The organism is Exercitatus varius (assembly GCF_029577735.1).
In the GTDB taxonomy this organism is placed as follows: domain Bacteria; phylum Pseudomonadota; class Gammaproteobacteria; order Enterobacterales; family Pasteurellaceae; genus Exercitatus; species Exercitatus varius.
The window spans coordinates 78,836-91,891 of the sequence record NZ_JARQTO010000002.1 but is presented as its reverse complement, the minus strand read 5'-3'; the positions used below and the strand labels follow the sequence as shown (position 1 = coordinate 91,891).

The window sequence follows — 13,056 nt, the reverse complement described above, 5'->3', positions numbered from 1 at the left end:
GAAAAATCATAGTGTAGGGGAAAACGGCGGACAAAAAAAGACCGCAGCCCAAAAGTGCGGTCAATTTTTTTATCGTTTTTTCACATCGCTGCCGGTTAATTGGCGTTTGAAGCGCCGTCTTTTTTCTCAAGCATATCCGCCGGAATAAAAGATTTTTGCACTTTTTCCATGTGCGGCAAATTGTGTGCGATGCCTTTGTGGCAATCGATACAGGTTTTACCCTGTTGTTCCGCCGCGGCATGCATTTCCTGCGCCACAGTTTTCTGTTGAGTAAAGTCCATATCTTCAAAATTATGGCAATTTCGGCATTCCTGCGAATTATTGGCTTTCATGCGCGCCCATTCGCGTTCCGCCATTTCCAAACGATGCGCTTCAAATTTTTCTTTGGTATCCACTTTGCCGGTGAAATATGCGAACACTTCGCGGCTGGCCTGAATTTTACGGGTCCATTTCGGAATAAATTCATGCGGTAAGTGGCAATCCGCACAAATGGCTTTCACACCGCTACGGTTCGAATAGTGAACGGTTTGACGGTATTCGGGCACCACATCATTCATGTGACAACTTGAACAGAATTCTTCCGTGTTGGTGTGTTCCAATCCCGCATTGAAACCGCCCCAGGCAAGAATGCCGCCGATAGCGGAAAGAATAATGACCGCGCCAACCGCCATTTTGCTCGGGCTACGGAACCAGTTCCAGAATTTCTTAATCATTGCCTTGCTCCTTATTTACCCTGCGTTTGACGGATAGTTTCAAATTTATTCTGCACTATCGGATTTACGTCGGTTTGTTGAACGTGACATTGCAAGCAGAAATAACGGCGCGGTGACGTGCCTTCGGTACGTTTGCCGTCACGATCTAAGAAATGGCTTTCCGGTACGCGTGGGGCTCCCGTAGTCGGCGAAACGTCAGGCGAATGACAACCCAAACATTGGTTGGCGTTTTTCGTCACCTGTAAACCGCGAATACTGTGCGGCACCAACGGCGGTTGATTTGGGAACGTCGTCGGAATACTGCCTACGTCTTTCTGCGGATTGGTGTAAGCAGGCGCGACATTTTCCGGCATTTGTTCCATCGTCAGAGCTGACGACGGCGTTTCGGCAACCGCGAATCCCGCAAGTGCGGTAAAAATGAGGGTGAGATATTTTCTCATCGTTAAATCACTCCGTTAAACTTAGAATTTTTCTATTCTCTTTGCTGAAAGAGGTTAATTAATATTTTTCACATGCACTTGTTTCTCGAAACGGGAACCAAAAGCAAAAACATTTTCCGGACAAACGTCAATACAGCGTCCGCAAGTTATACAATCTTTTTCCAGGATAATTTGACTGTCGGTTTCCGAACCGTGTAACGGTAAACGTAACACCTGAGGTTCCGGGCACACATTGTAGCAATCCATACAACGGTCGCAACGGGCGCGATCAACCACATTGACCTTAATCAAACTTTTCGCGCCAATCAAACCGTAAACGGCGCCGATTGGGCAAAGGTGTCCGCACCAACCGTGCTCCACGACCAGTAAATCGAATATAAACACCATCGCCACCAACCATAAGGTCGCGCCTAGCCCGAAAACGAACACGCGTCCGAGCGCGGCTACGGGATTAATCCATTCCCACAGCAACGTGCCGGAAACGGCGCTTCCCGCCAAGATCACAACAAGCAAAACATAACGCAAATTACGCGGAAGTTTTGCCGTTTGACGAATCCCCAACTTACGGCGTAACCAGGCGGCGGCATCCGTCACCATATTCATCGGACAAACCCAGCTGCAGAACGATTTACTAGCGACTACCGCATAAAACAGCACGATAATTAATGCGCCGATAATCGTCGTCCATTCGGGCAAATAACCGGTCGCCAGGCTTTCCGCCGTAATCAACGGATCCGTTAACGGCACCGTATCAAACAGCATACTGGAACTGTAATTGCCTTTTAAAATCCAGACATTCCAAAGCGGTCCGCTCAAAAACATCAGAATCACGCTCAACTGGCTTAAACGACGTAAAATTAAAAACCGATACGCATGCCACCAGCCAAGCTTTTGACGGGCTTCCAACCCGGCGTCTTTCGGCTTATTCGGGGTTGTTTTGGTTGCTGCCATTATTTCACCCCCTTAGTATTTAATTCTAAATCCGGAAAATGTTCCGGCGCATCCACCGTCGTTGAACGCGGAACATAATCATCCGCCGCGCGGCTTGGCGTCGCAACTTTCTGATTCGGTTTCACTTTCATATGCTGATAGGTCGGTTCGGACAAACCTTCCGGCATACGCGCATCCAAAGACGGACGCAAACCGTCCGGATGTTGTTCTTCCAATAAGGCTTTGCCTGCGTTTTGTTTTTCCTGCCAGCCTAAACGGTAATGACGGCCCAACAAACCTTTCGCTAAATCCATCGGCAACACTTTGATTGCCGCTTCTTCCAGCACACATGCCTGCTCGCACTTACCACAACCCGTACAAGCGTCGGAATGCACGGTCGGAATTAACTTGGCGTGGATATGTGTGCGATCATTATGAATATTTTCTAAGGTAATCGCTTTGTCAATTAACGGGCAAACCCGATAACAGACGTCACAGCGCAAGCCTTGCCAGTTCAGACAGGTTTCATGGTCTAACAACACCGCCAGCCCCATGCGGGCGTCATTGATGTCTTTCAGTTCTTCGCTTAATGCGCCGCTCGGGCAAGCATTCATACAAGGAATATCCGGACACATTTCGCAAGGCTTATCGCGCGCCACAAAATAAGGCGTACCGGCTTCCATCGGCGAAAGCAGGCTGGCCAGATGCAGCATATCGTAAGGGCAAGCCTGCACGCACTGACCGCAACGGGTACAGGCCGCGAGAAAATCTTTCTCCGGCAATGCGCCCGGCGGTCGCAACGCCACACCTTCTTTGGCATTCGCCTGATGTTGTTGTAATCCGAGGATAACACCGACACCGCAAACGCCTGCTACGGTTCTCGTCGCATTCTTTAAGAACTGGCGACGGTTCGGATCCAATTTCATATGCGTTCCTATATTTCAGTAGCGACCCGTTTCATAGGCGCTACCGGATGTCGATAACCTGCGGGACGTTAAAATACGCCCCATCAAGCGGTCGGTTTCCACAAAAAACATGCGAAATTTTGACCGCACTTTATTATGCTTTTACGACTTTAACCGCACATTTTTTATAGTCCGTTTCGAATGAAATCGGATCCGTTGCGTCCAAGGTTAATTTATTGGTTAACTGACCGGCGTCGAAGAAGGTGGTAAAGATCAAACCTTCCGGACATTTGTTACGACCGCGGGTATCCAGATGAGAAATCATTTCACCGCGACGGGTAATTAATTTCACCTTATCTCCGTGACGTAAACCGCGTTTCTTCGCATCCGTCGGATGCATCCACACTAAGTTGTTCGGGAACGCTTTGTGCAATTCCGGTACGCGACGGGTCATGGTGCCGGTATGCCAGTGTTCCAGCACACGACCGGTACATAACCATAAATCGTATTCGTCGTCCGGGCTTTCCGCCGGCGCTTCATAAGGCACGCCCAGAATAATCGCTTTTTTATCCGGATAACCGTAGAACGCGACTTCTTCGCCCGCTTTCACATACGGATCGTAACCTTCACGGTAACGCCATAAGGTTTCTTTGCCGTCGACCACCGGCCAACGTAAACCGCGCACCTGGTGATAAACGTCGAACGGGGCTAAATCGTGTCCATGTCCGCGGCCGAAACCGGCATATTCTTCGAATAATCCTTTCTGTAAGTAGAAACCGAAGTGATCCGCTTCATCATTGATATAACCCGGAACGTCCGTCGGTACCTGGAATTTATCCACTTCGCCGTTTTTATACAACACTTCGTAAAGGGTTTTGCCGCGATATTCCGGTTTTTTCGCCAGCAATTCTTCCGGCCAGACTTCATCGGTTTTGAAATATTTGGAAAATTCGACGATTTGCCATAAATCGGAACGAGATTCGCCCGGCCCTTTTACTTGTTGACGCCATAACTGAGTACGACGCTCCGCATTACCGTAGCCTCCTTCTTTTTCCACCCACATGCAGGTCGGCAAAATTAAGTCTGCGGCGACCGCACTTGTTGACGGATAAGGATCGGAAACCACGATAAAGTTTTCCGGATTACGCCAGCCCGGAAAAATTTCCTGATTAATATTCGGGCCGCCCTGCATATTATTGGTGCACAACTGCCACAGGAAGTTTAATTTTCCGTCTTTTAGTGCGCGACTTTGCGCCACGGCATGGAAACCCGGCACCGTCGGAATCGTACCGGCCGGCAATTTCCAGATTTCTTCGGTTTTTGCCACATGTTTAGGATTGGTGACCACCATGTCCGCCGGCAAACGGTGAACGAAAGTTCCCACTTCACGGGCTGTCCCGCAAGCGGACGGTTGACCGGTTAACGAGAACGGTCCGCAACCCGGTTTGGAAATTTTCCCGGTGAGTAAGTGCACGTTGTACATCATGTGGTTCACCCAAACGCCGCGGGTGTGTTGGTTGAAGCCCATGGTCCAGTAAGAAACCAGGTTTTGTTCCGGATCGGCGTACATTTTCGCCAAAGCTTCCAATTGATCTTTCGGCACCCCGGAAATTTCATGCGCTTTATCCAGGGTATATTCGGAAACGATTTTTTTGAATTCCTCAAAATCGGAATCGTACATTTTTCCCGCGGTTTTGGCGTTGGTACCCTGTTGTAACGGATGTTCGGGACGCAAACCGTAACCGATATTGGTTTCGCCGCGTTTGAATTTGGTATGTTTGTTAACGAAATCCCAGTTGACTTTATCGTTTTGAATAATGTAGTTGGCAATATAGTTTAAGATCGCCAGGTCGGACTGCGGTTTGAAAATAATCGGCGTATCCGCCAGCTCAAACGAACGGTGTTCGTAAGTGGACATCACCACCACTTTCACTTTATCGCTGGATAATCGACGATCGGAAATACGGCTCCACAGAATCGGGTGCATTTCCGCCATGTTTGAACCCCAAAGCACGAATGCGTCGGTTTTTTCGATATCGTTGTAACAACCCATCGGTTCGTCCATCCCGAAAGTGCGCATAAACGCCACTGCGGCGGACGCCATACAATGGCGGGCGTTCGGGTCGATGGTGTTGGAACGTAAACCGCCTTTCCACAATTTCACTTTGGCATAACCTTCGTAAATCGTCGTTTGACCGGAAGAGAACATGCCGACGGCATTCGGTTCTTTTTTCTTCAGAATATCCTTGATTTTTTCCGCCATAATGGTGAAAGCCTGATCCCAGGAAATCGGCGTGAAATCCCCTTCTTTATCGAATTTACCGTCTTTCATGCGCAGTAACGGCGTCTGAACTCGGTCGGCACCGTACATGATTTTTGACAGGAAATAACCTTTAATACAGTTCAACCCGCGGTTAACTTCCGCATCCGGATCGCCCTGCGTCGCCACGACACGACCGTCTTTGGTTCCCACCAGCACGCTACAACCGGTTCCGCAATAACGACACGGCGCTTTATCCCAGCGGATGCCGTCATCCGCAGCCTGCACGTTTTTCACCGGAATCGCAATTCCGGCGGCAGCGGCAGCGGCGATTGCCGCATTGGCTTTCATAAACTCTCTACGATTCAGTTCCATAACTTTTCCCACGTTTTAGATTAAAAATAGATTTACGCTTCATCCATGTAATTCGAAATCAACGAGACGACAATCACTCCGTTCACATTCTTCACTTCATCAATTAAATCGGATAAGGCCAAATGCCGATCGCTTTCCAATGTCACGATCAACTTGCCTTCTTCCGGTTTTTCACCGTGAATCTCGGCATGCGGAATGTTCAGAATATCCGCTTTCACTTGTTCCAGTTTCGCCGGTTTGGCTTGCACCACCAGGCTGCACACATACCAGTTTTCGCTTGTATTTAAATCACTCATCAGTTATAAATTCTTTCAAAATTTTATGCGCAATCGCTTATCCCTTCGGGGCCGTCGGTGAATCCGACATTGAAAAATCTTCAATTATTTTGACCGCACTTACCGGACAAACACTTAAACAGGCGCCGCAGCCGTTACAATTTTGCAAATTCACTTGCGGCTTGGCGATGCCGCCGATTTCGCGTTTAAAGCGGATCGCGCGGCTTTCGCAGTTATCTTCGCAAGAACGGCACTCCACGCCCCGCAATGCCAGGCAAGAAGGCAGAATTTCAATTTTATGCGTCCAAGCCGGTTCGTCCGACGGGCGAAAAACAGGTTGTCGGCACACCGCCGCACAACGCCCGCAAAAGTTACATTCCGCCCGGGAAAAATCGATTTCTGGAAATCCTCCGGCTCCGACAATCAAAACCTGAGTTTCGCACGCCCGCACGCAATCGCCGCAACGGGTACAATCTGCCGTGAACAGCATCTCAGCCGCCGCCCAAGGCGGACGAATGCCGTTGGACCCTTGTTTTTTCTCTTTCTCCGATTGTAATGCGGTGAGAAATTTTCCTCGCAGAAATTGGCGGCGAGGCAACATGTTTGCTGTCAAAATACCCAAATCCCCATTCTAAGTATGTGAATTATAAGATAGCGCACCTCTTTTTTTATTACCTATCATGGGGTATTTCGCGAGAAAAACTGTGATCTATTGCGCAAAATCAATAAATTTTTGACCGCACTTTTCCGTACGAAGCATTATTGCAACGTTCTTAACACTTCATGATATTCCGCAGAATTTTGTAATAGGATTTGCGCCGCTCTCCGTAAATCGTCCACGTCGGATTTCGGTAAATAAAACGAAGTGCCGATATTCAGGACTTTTTTCTTCAGTTCGCCTTCCGGCAAATCTTTCATGCTTAACCCGACAAAATGCAGCGACACTTTAGGGCCACGTTTTGTCACCTTATAACGGTTCCAGTTATCGGTGAATTCGCGGAAGCGACGCAGAGAATTCTGGGTGGCTTTGTCGATCGGCACATTGATGATGGTATTAATCACTTCGCCCATGCCCGGAACATCCGCGGATTTATCCACTTCGTTCTGCACTTCGTTTTGAGCGTTCACGTTAATCACCACAATATTTTTCAAATTCAGTTTCTGCACTTGTTCGTATGTTTGCTCTAACCCCAAAACATCGGACATATCCAGCAGCCCCGCCAGCCCCAGATTATCGGTCAAACCGCCGTCCACCAAATGGATATAAGGCCTTTCCCGTACATTTTGGTATTGAGCCAGCATATGTTTGGTTTCTTCAATATTCTTGACGATTAAGCCGTTCACCGTCTGCTCCCGCAAGATAAATTCTTTCGGCATGGTGAAGTGACAATTACCGCCGTGATTATTCAGCGTAAGCGGCGCAAAAACCAAAGGCACGGAACTGGATGCCGCCACCGCACGGGCAATTTCCAAATCGTTCAGGTTCAAACACAAACCGTCAAACATATCCTGGGTAAAAGTAATTTTCCGCCCCGTATTCATGTCCGTTGCGCTAATCACCGCAAAAGGCCCTTTGCGGCGTTTATCCAAATCATCAAAAGTTTTTCCGTGGTAAAGAACGATATTCAGCTGTTCCTGCAATAAATCGCCCCGTCCGAATTGCGGTGAGGTTAAGCGCGGCAAATTGGACAACGAGAAAACCTGGCTGATCACTTCGCGCTGGAAATTTTTCTTGAGAAAATTCTCGGCGAATTTCGGCACCACATCCCGACCTTCCAAAGCAAAATAACTTGCCAGCACGGAACCGCCGGACACGCCGTACACTACATCAATGTTATCCAATAAAGTTACGCCTTTTGCCGTCGGATGCACCCGCGTATTTTTGAATTGTTCCAACACGCCGTAACCCAATGCCGCCGCCCGTGAGCCGCCGCCGGAAAACATCACTGCGATCAGATTGCCGTCCTGAGTATTTTCCGTAATCACCGGACGCAAACGATAGCCTTGCCGTTCGTTCACCCGACTGATGGTTTCCACCGGCTGATAAGTCACTAAATTACAGGCCGACAGCAACGTTACCGTCACCAGGATAGAAAAGGATTTTCTGAGTTTATCCATATTGTTCTCATTTATTTAGAAATGCTGAATTTTAACCAAAACGGAAAGAGGATAAAAACGGCTAAACCTCATCCGATATTGATTGGAAATGCGGGTTTAAATAGCACAAATCCTCCGTTTCAGGAGGATTGTACGCAGGAAATTTCAGGATAACTTAAGCTTTCGCCAAACCAAGCTGCCCGATTTTCACCCCTAAATTACCCAATGAAACCGGATCCAAATAATCCGCCAGGAAAATGAAAAGTTCGTTTAATTCCGTAAAAGTGCGGTGAATTTTTACTTCATTTTCCACTTTGCGGGTAAATTCGTAGCGCACCTTATCGCCATCCACATGGGCTTCCAAAGTAATATAAACGGTTTCGAAAAAGTGGCTGTGCGCGCCTTCTTCGCCCGGATCGCTAATGCGCACGTTCCAAGTATTGCTGAATAATAATTCTGTGTTTGCCGACATATTCACCTCTAATTTAACATGTTATTTTTATTCGTTAAGAAAAACCCGATGATAAAATCTCTGACGTAAGACATTTTATCATCGGGCTTTTCGAAAACAGCTTTAACGAATTTCGGTTTACGTTGATAACTGCCTTTGCCTTTTAATTTTTTCTCAATACGCTGACGGAACAAGCGATCATGCAATAACGCCTGCAACGCATTATCGCGAATGATCCCGCGTTGGTGCCGGTAAACCGTCCGATCCTGCGCTTCCAAAACGGCAAGTGCGGTCGGTTTTTTATGAGTTTTTTTCTTCACTTTCGTTTCCTCCTGTGGATAAACGGCGGTCATTATATATGTAAATCGGGGAAATTTTAACTTATAATCGAGAAAATTTCTAATGAGGTAAATATTAATGGTCGAGCTATTAAAAAGTTGGTATCAGCGCAATTTCAGCGATCCCCAGGCCATGGGGCTGGCTGCGATTTTGCTGTTCGGTTTTATCGCCATTTATTTTTTCAGCGGCTTAATCGCGCCCTTGCTGATTGCCATCGTATTGGCCTATCTGCTTGAAATTCCGATTCATTTTTTAATCACCAGACTGAAATTTCCCCGCATGCTTGCCATTACGCTGATTTTCGGCGGTTTTATCGGTCTGGTGGCGATTATGGTGTTCGGTTTGCTGCCGAACCTGGTCGGTCAAACCATCAACTTATTGAGCGATTTGCCTAATATGTTCAATAAGTTACACGAATGGGTGGCCACGCTGCCCGAACATTATCCCGAATTGGTGGACTATCAGTTAATCGACAGTTTCTTCAGTTCCGCCCGGGAAAAAACGCTGGCATACGGCGAAAGTGCGGTCAAATTTTCACTTATTTCTATCGTCAATCTGGTCACCATCGGGATTTACGCCTTTTTAGTGCCGTTGATGATGTTTTTTATGCTGAAAGACAAGCAGGCGTTGCTTGCCAGCGTCGCGAAATTTTTGCCGAAAAACCGCCTCCTTGCCGGACAGGTTTGGTCGGAAATGCAGCAACAAATCGCCAATTATATCCGCGGGAAATTATTGGAAATCGCCATTGTTGCCGTCGTGACTTACATTATTTTTCTGTATTTCCGGTTAAATTACCCGCTCCTGCTGGCCGTGGCGGTGGGAATTTCCGTGCTGATTCCCTATGTGGGCGCGGTGATTGTCACCATTCCGGTGGCGCTGGTGGCGTTCTTTCAGTTCGGTGATCACGCGACGTTTTGGTACATCATGACCGCTTACATTATTTCGCAATTGCTGGACGGAAACCTACTGGTGCCGTTTTTGTTCTCCGAAGCGGTGAATTTACATCCGCTTACCATTATTGTCGCCGTGCTAATTTTCGGCGGTTTGTGGGGATTTTGGGGCGTATTCTTTGCCATTCCGCTGGCAACTTTAGTGAAAGCGGTCATCAACGCCTGGCCTGATAACATTGAGAAAGGTATTTAAATCTAGGTGCTGTTTTTAACAGATACCCCCCTAAGAAAAGATGAAAAGTGTCATGAAATTCACGGCTCTTTTTTATTATAGCTAGACCTTGTCTAAGTCTAACTATAATAACCATACGCTATGCGTATGGAATCAAAGTGTAGTGGTACAGGGTAAGCCATAGAGTTATTGTGCGGTTGTCTGTTTTTTTCACATGTCCTTTGAAGGGCATGTGAAATACTAGGCCTTTATAGGATAGCCTAAAAACCGCACTTTTTATGTACGGATCGTTATTTTTACGTTATTCAAGAATTGACAAAAAGAACAGAATAGCATTTATAATTAAATGACCGTTTTGACCGAATTTAAGTGAGGTTATTATGAAAAAACGTGAAGATATCATCTTACAACGTATTAGCTCAATGGGTAAGATTTCGGTCTCAGAATTGGCTAATACTTGTTCTGTTTCTGTAGAAACAATTCGCAGAGACTTAAATTTGCTTGCAGAGCGCGGGTTAATTTATCGTACTCACGGCGGGGCAGCAAGTATAAAAGCACGAGACATCGGTAGCTCGTTTCAAACGCGTCAGCGTACTAATGTTGAAAATAAAAAGGCAATTACGTTAAATGCTATTGATTATGTGTTTGAGGGCGCGGTAATAGGTTTAGATGCCAGTTCAACAAGCTGGTATTTTGCTCAACAGATTCCCGATATTCCTTGTACTGTGGTGACAAATTCAATGCATAATATCATGGCATTAGTGAACAAACCTAATATTAGAACGATAGCTACTGGCGGGGTTTATTCAAGTAAATATGATGCTTTTTATGGTCCATTATCTGAGAAACTGCTAGAACGTTTACATATTGATATTGGCGTATTCTCTTGCTCTGGTGTGGATAGTCAGGGAAAAATTTGGGAGAGTAACGAAGTTAATGCCTCCTTAAAACGGAAGATGATTGATGCGTCAGGGCAAAAAATCTTAATTGTAGATAGTTCTAAGTTTGAAAAGAAAAATCTTATTTTGTTGGGTGATCTTTCTCAAATGGATGTGTTATCTACTGAAAAAGGTTTGCCCGATGAACTGGAACATTATTGCCATGAACATGATATTTTGATTCTAACGGCATAAATAGATTGAACTAAATGCCCGATTGGTTTTATTTTTGACCAAATCGGGCATTTTTTATTGGCGTTTTTGACCGAAATATGTGATCTTTATCACGAAAATCAAACAAAATTGAAAAAATATTAGGTTCTTCTTTGTCAGCAGTTAAAAATATTTTCAAGCAGTACAGAGTACTAACATTTTTGTTAGTTGAGTAATCAAATCATTAAGAAGGAATAAGTCTATGACTAAATCAACTCCGATTAGAATTGGTATTCGTCCAACAATCGATGGTCGCCGCATGGGGGTTCGTGAATCTTTAGAAGAACAAACCATGAATATGGCAAAATCTGTGGCGGAATTATTGCAAACCCATATTCGCCACACAGATGGTTCCTTTGTGGAATGTGTCATTGCCGATACTTGTATCGGTGGTGTAGCAGAAGCCGCAGCTTGCGCTGAAAAATTTAAATTAGCTAATGTTGGTGCAGTTATTACGGTTACACCTTGTTGGTGCTATGGTTCTGAAACGATTGATATGGATCCACATATGCCGAAAGCCATTTGGGGATTTAATGGTACTGAACGTCCAGGGGCAGTTTATTTAGCTGCTGCACTTGCAGGCCATTCACAACTTGGTTTACCGGCTTTCTCTATTTACGGCACAGAAGTGCAAGAAGCTGACGACACAAGTATCCCTACTGATGTACAAGAAAAATTGCTACGTTTTGCTCGTGCCGCCCTTACTGTCTCGACGATTCGCGGTAAATCTTACCTTTCTATCGGTTCTGTTTCTATGGGTATCGCAGGGTCTATCGTGAATCAACCGTTCTTCCAAGAATATCTTGGCATGCGTAATGAATATGTGGATATGACGGAAATTAAACGTCGTTTAGATCGCCATATTTATGATGAAGAAGAATTCAAACTAGCCTTTGATTGGGTGAAAGCTCATTGCCCTGAAGGCGTGGATGTGAATACACCAGAACATCAACGTACAGCGGCAGAACGCGATGAACTTTGGGCAAATGTGGTGAAAATGACCATTATTGCACGTGATTTAATGGTAGGTAATCCACGTCTTGCTGAATTGGGATTTGGCGAAGAAGCCTTAGGTCATAATGCCATTGCCGCAGGTTTCCAAGGTCAACGCCATTGGACAGATCATTTGCCAAATGGCGATTTTATGGAAGCCATGCTTAACTCAACTTATGACTGGAATGGTGTGCGTCCGCCTTATATTCTTGCTACAGAAAATGATTCACTCAATGGCGTTTGTATGTTATTTGGTCACCAACTCACAGGACAAGCGCAAGTCTTTGCTGATGTGCGTACCTATTGGAGCCAAGATTCTGTTGAACGAGTCACAGGATTCCGTCCTGAGATTGGATTTATCCATTTAATCAACTCGGGTTCGGCTGCCTTAGACGGTAGTGGTCAACATCATTATGCCGATGGTAAACCAACCATTAAACCTGCGTGGGATGTGACACCAGAAGATGGCGAACGTTGTTTAGAAAATACCAAATGGTGTCCGGCGGTGCATGAATATTTCCGTGGGGGTGGCTATTCTTCTCAATTCGTCACAAAAGGCGGCATGCCATTTACGATGCACCGTTTAAATATCATTAAAGGTTTAGGTCCTGTCTTGCAAATTGCAGAAGGTTGGTCAATTGAATTACCTGAAGAAGTTCATGAAACCTTAATGAAACGGACAAACGAAACTTGGCCTTGCACATGGTTTGTGCCACGTTTAACAGGTAAAGGCGCATTTACAGATGTGTATTCGGTGATGGCAAATTGGGGAGCCAATCACTGCGTCGCAACTTATGGCCATATTGGTGCGGATCTCATTACTTTAGCGTCTATGTTGCGAATTCCAGTTTGTATGCACAATGTGGACGATCAACACGTATTCCGTCCAAGTGCGTGGAATAGTTTTGGCCAAGATAAAGAAGGGCAAGATTATCGTGCGTGCGAGAATTTTGGACCACTTTATAAATAATCTAACAACATAAGATGGTGGGCGAATCTGCCCAC

Annotated in this window: 13 protein-coding genes; 3 read left to right on the top strand and 10 right to left on the bottom strand. The window is 46.0% G+C overall.

Going from position 1 to position 13,056, the window contains the following annotated elements:
• Positions 1-95: 95 nt before the first annotated feature.
• From P7M01_RS03035 to P7M01_RS02990, 10 genes are all read right to left on the bottom strand, one after another.
• Positions 96-713, bottom strand: a complete 618-nt coding sequence (locus P7M01_RS03035; protein ID WP_202936841.1) for a cytochrome c3 family protein — start codon at positions 711-713, stop codon at positions 96-98.
• Positions 714-724: 11 nt separating this feature from the next.
• Entirely contained in the window at positions 725-1,153 is a 429-nt protein-coding gene (locus tag P7M01_RS03030; RefSeq protein ID WP_317476669.1) for a nitrate reductase cytochrome c-type subunit, read from the bottom strand.
• Positions 1,154-1,207: 54 nt separating this feature from the next.
• Positions 1,208-2,104 carry a quinol dehydrogenase ferredoxin subunit NapH gene (gene napH / locus P7M01_RS03025; protein ID WP_202936839.1) on the bottom strand — a complete coding sequence of 299 codons (897 nt, stop codon included), beginning with the start codon at positions 2,102-2,104 and terminating at the stop codon, positions 1,208-1,210.
• On the bottom strand, positions 2,104-3,009 hold the full coding sequence (gene napG / locus P7M01_RS03020) for a ferredoxin-type protein NapG (RefSeq protein WP_317475602.1): 906 nt from the start codon (positions 3,007-3,009) through the stop codon (positions 2,104-2,106). The genes napH and napG overlap by 1 nt, the downstream gene beginning before the upstream one ends.
• Before the next feature lie 133 nt (positions 3,010-3,142).
• Positions 3,143-5,623 (bottom strand): nitrate reductase catalytic subunit NapA, encoded by a 2,481-nt coding sequence (napA, locus tag P7M01_RS03015; protein ID WP_317475601.1) that lies wholly within the window; start codon positions 5,621-5,623, stop codon positions 3,143-3,145.
• Positions 5,624-5,655: 32 nt separating this feature from the next.
• Positions 5,656-5,919 (bottom strand): chaperone NapD, encoded by a 264-nt coding sequence (locus P7M01_RS03010; RefSeq protein WP_202936836.1) that lies wholly within the window; start codon positions 5,917-5,919, stop codon positions 5,656-5,658.
• Between the two features lie 37 nt (positions 5,920-5,956).
• The gene (gene napF, locus P7M01_RS03005; RefSeq protein ID WP_394853427.1) at positions 5,957-6,499 is read right to left on the bottom strand and encodes a ferredoxin-type protein NapF; all 543 of its coding nucleotides are present in this window, start codon (positions 6,497-6,499) and stop codon (positions 5,957-5,959) included.
• A gap of 158 nt (positions 6,500-6,657) precedes the next feature.
• Complete coding sequence (locus tag P7M01_RS03000) at positions 6,658-8,016, bottom strand: patatin-like phospholipase family protein (protein WP_317482967.1); 1,359 nt, start codon at positions 8,014-8,016, stop codon at positions 6,658-6,660.
• A 154-nt stretch (positions 8,017-8,170) separates the two neighbouring features.
• On the bottom strand, positions 8,171-8,467 hold the full coding sequence (locus P7M01_RS02995; RefSeq protein ID WP_317478870.1) for a DUF5377 domain-containing protein: 297 nt from the start codon (positions 8,465-8,467) through the stop codon (positions 8,171-8,173).
• 8 nt (positions 8,468-8,475) lie between these two features.
• Positions 8,476-8,766, bottom strand: a complete 291-nt coding sequence (locus P7M01_RS02990; RefSeq protein ID WP_317475597.1) for an alternative ribosome-rescue factor A — start codon at positions 8,764-8,766, stop codon at positions 8,476-8,478.
• A 97-nt stretch (positions 8,767-8,863) separates the two neighbouring features.
• Here P7M01_RS02990 and P7M01_RS02985 point away from each other — a divergent pair, with 97 nt between their 5' ends.
• From P7M01_RS02985 to fucI, 3 genes are all read left to right on the top strand, one after another.
• A complete protein-coding gene (locus P7M01_RS02985) occupies positions 8,864-9,928 on the top strand; it encodes an AI-2E family transporter (protein WP_317482966.1) in 1,065 nt (354 codons plus the stop codon).
• A 359-nt stretch (positions 9,929-10,287) separates the two neighbouring features.
• Complete coding sequence (locus P7M01_RS02980) at positions 10,288-11,040, top strand: DeoR/GlpR family DNA-binding transcription regulator (RefSeq protein ID WP_317476676.1); 753 nt, start codon at positions 10,288-10,290, stop codon at positions 11,038-11,040.
• Positions 11,041-11,260: 220 nt separating this feature from the next.
• Positions 11,261-13,021 (top strand): L-fucose isomerase, encoded by a 1,761-nt coding sequence (gene fucI / locus P7M01_RS02975; protein ID WP_317482965.1) that lies wholly within the window; start codon positions 11,261-11,263, stop codon positions 13,019-13,021.
• The last annotated feature ends 35 nt before the right edge of the window (positions 13,022-13,056 follow it).

Excerpts from the sequence above, each read along its gene's own strand:
- P7M01_RS03035 (WP_202936841.1), bottom strand. The coding sequence starts at position 713 with ATGATTAAGAAATTCTGGAACTGGTTCCGTAGCCCGAGCAAAATGGCG.
- P7M01_RS03030 (WP_317476669.1), bottom strand. The coding sequence starts at position 1,153 with ATGAGAAAATATCTCACCCTCATTTTTACCGCACTTGCGGGATTCGCG.
- napH (WP_202936839.1), bottom strand. The coding sequence starts at position 2,104 with ATGGCAGCAACCAAAACAACCCCGAATAAGCCGAAAGACGCCGGGTTG.
- napG (WP_317475602.1), bottom strand. The coding sequence starts at position 3,009 with ATGAAATTGGATCCGAACCGTCGCCAGTTCTTAAAGAATGCGACGAGA.
- napA (WP_317475601.1), bottom strand. The coding sequence starts at position 5,623 with ATGGAACTGAATCGTAGAGAGTTTATGAAAGCCAATGCGGCAATCGCC.
- P7M01_RS03010 (WP_202936836.1), bottom strand. The coding sequence starts at position 5,919 with ATGAGTGATTTAAATACAAGCGAAAACTGGTATGTGTGCAGCCTGGTG.
- napF (WP_394853427.1), bottom strand. The coding sequence starts at position 6,499 with ATGTTGCCTCGCCGCCAATTTCTGCGAGGAAAATTTCTCACCGCATTA.
- P7M01_RS03000 (WP_317482967.1), bottom strand. The coding sequence starts at position 8,016 with ATGGATAAACTCAGAAAATCCTTTTCTATCCTGGTGACGGTAACGTTG.
- P7M01_RS02995 (WP_317478870.1), bottom strand. The coding sequence starts at position 8,467 with ATGTCGGCAAACACAGAATTATTATTCAGCAATACTTGGAACGTGCGC.
- P7M01_RS02985 (WP_317482966.1), top strand. The coding sequence starts at position 8,864 with ATGGTCGAGCTATTAAAAAGTTGGTATCAGCGCAATTTCAGCGATCCC.
- P7M01_RS02980 (WP_317476676.1), top strand. The coding sequence starts at position 10,288 with ATGAAAAAACGTGAAGATATCATCTTACAACGTATTAGCTCAATGGGT.
- fucI (WP_317482965.1), top strand. The coding sequence starts at position 11,261 with ATGACTAAATCAACTCCGATTAGAATTGGTATTCGTCCAACAATCGAT.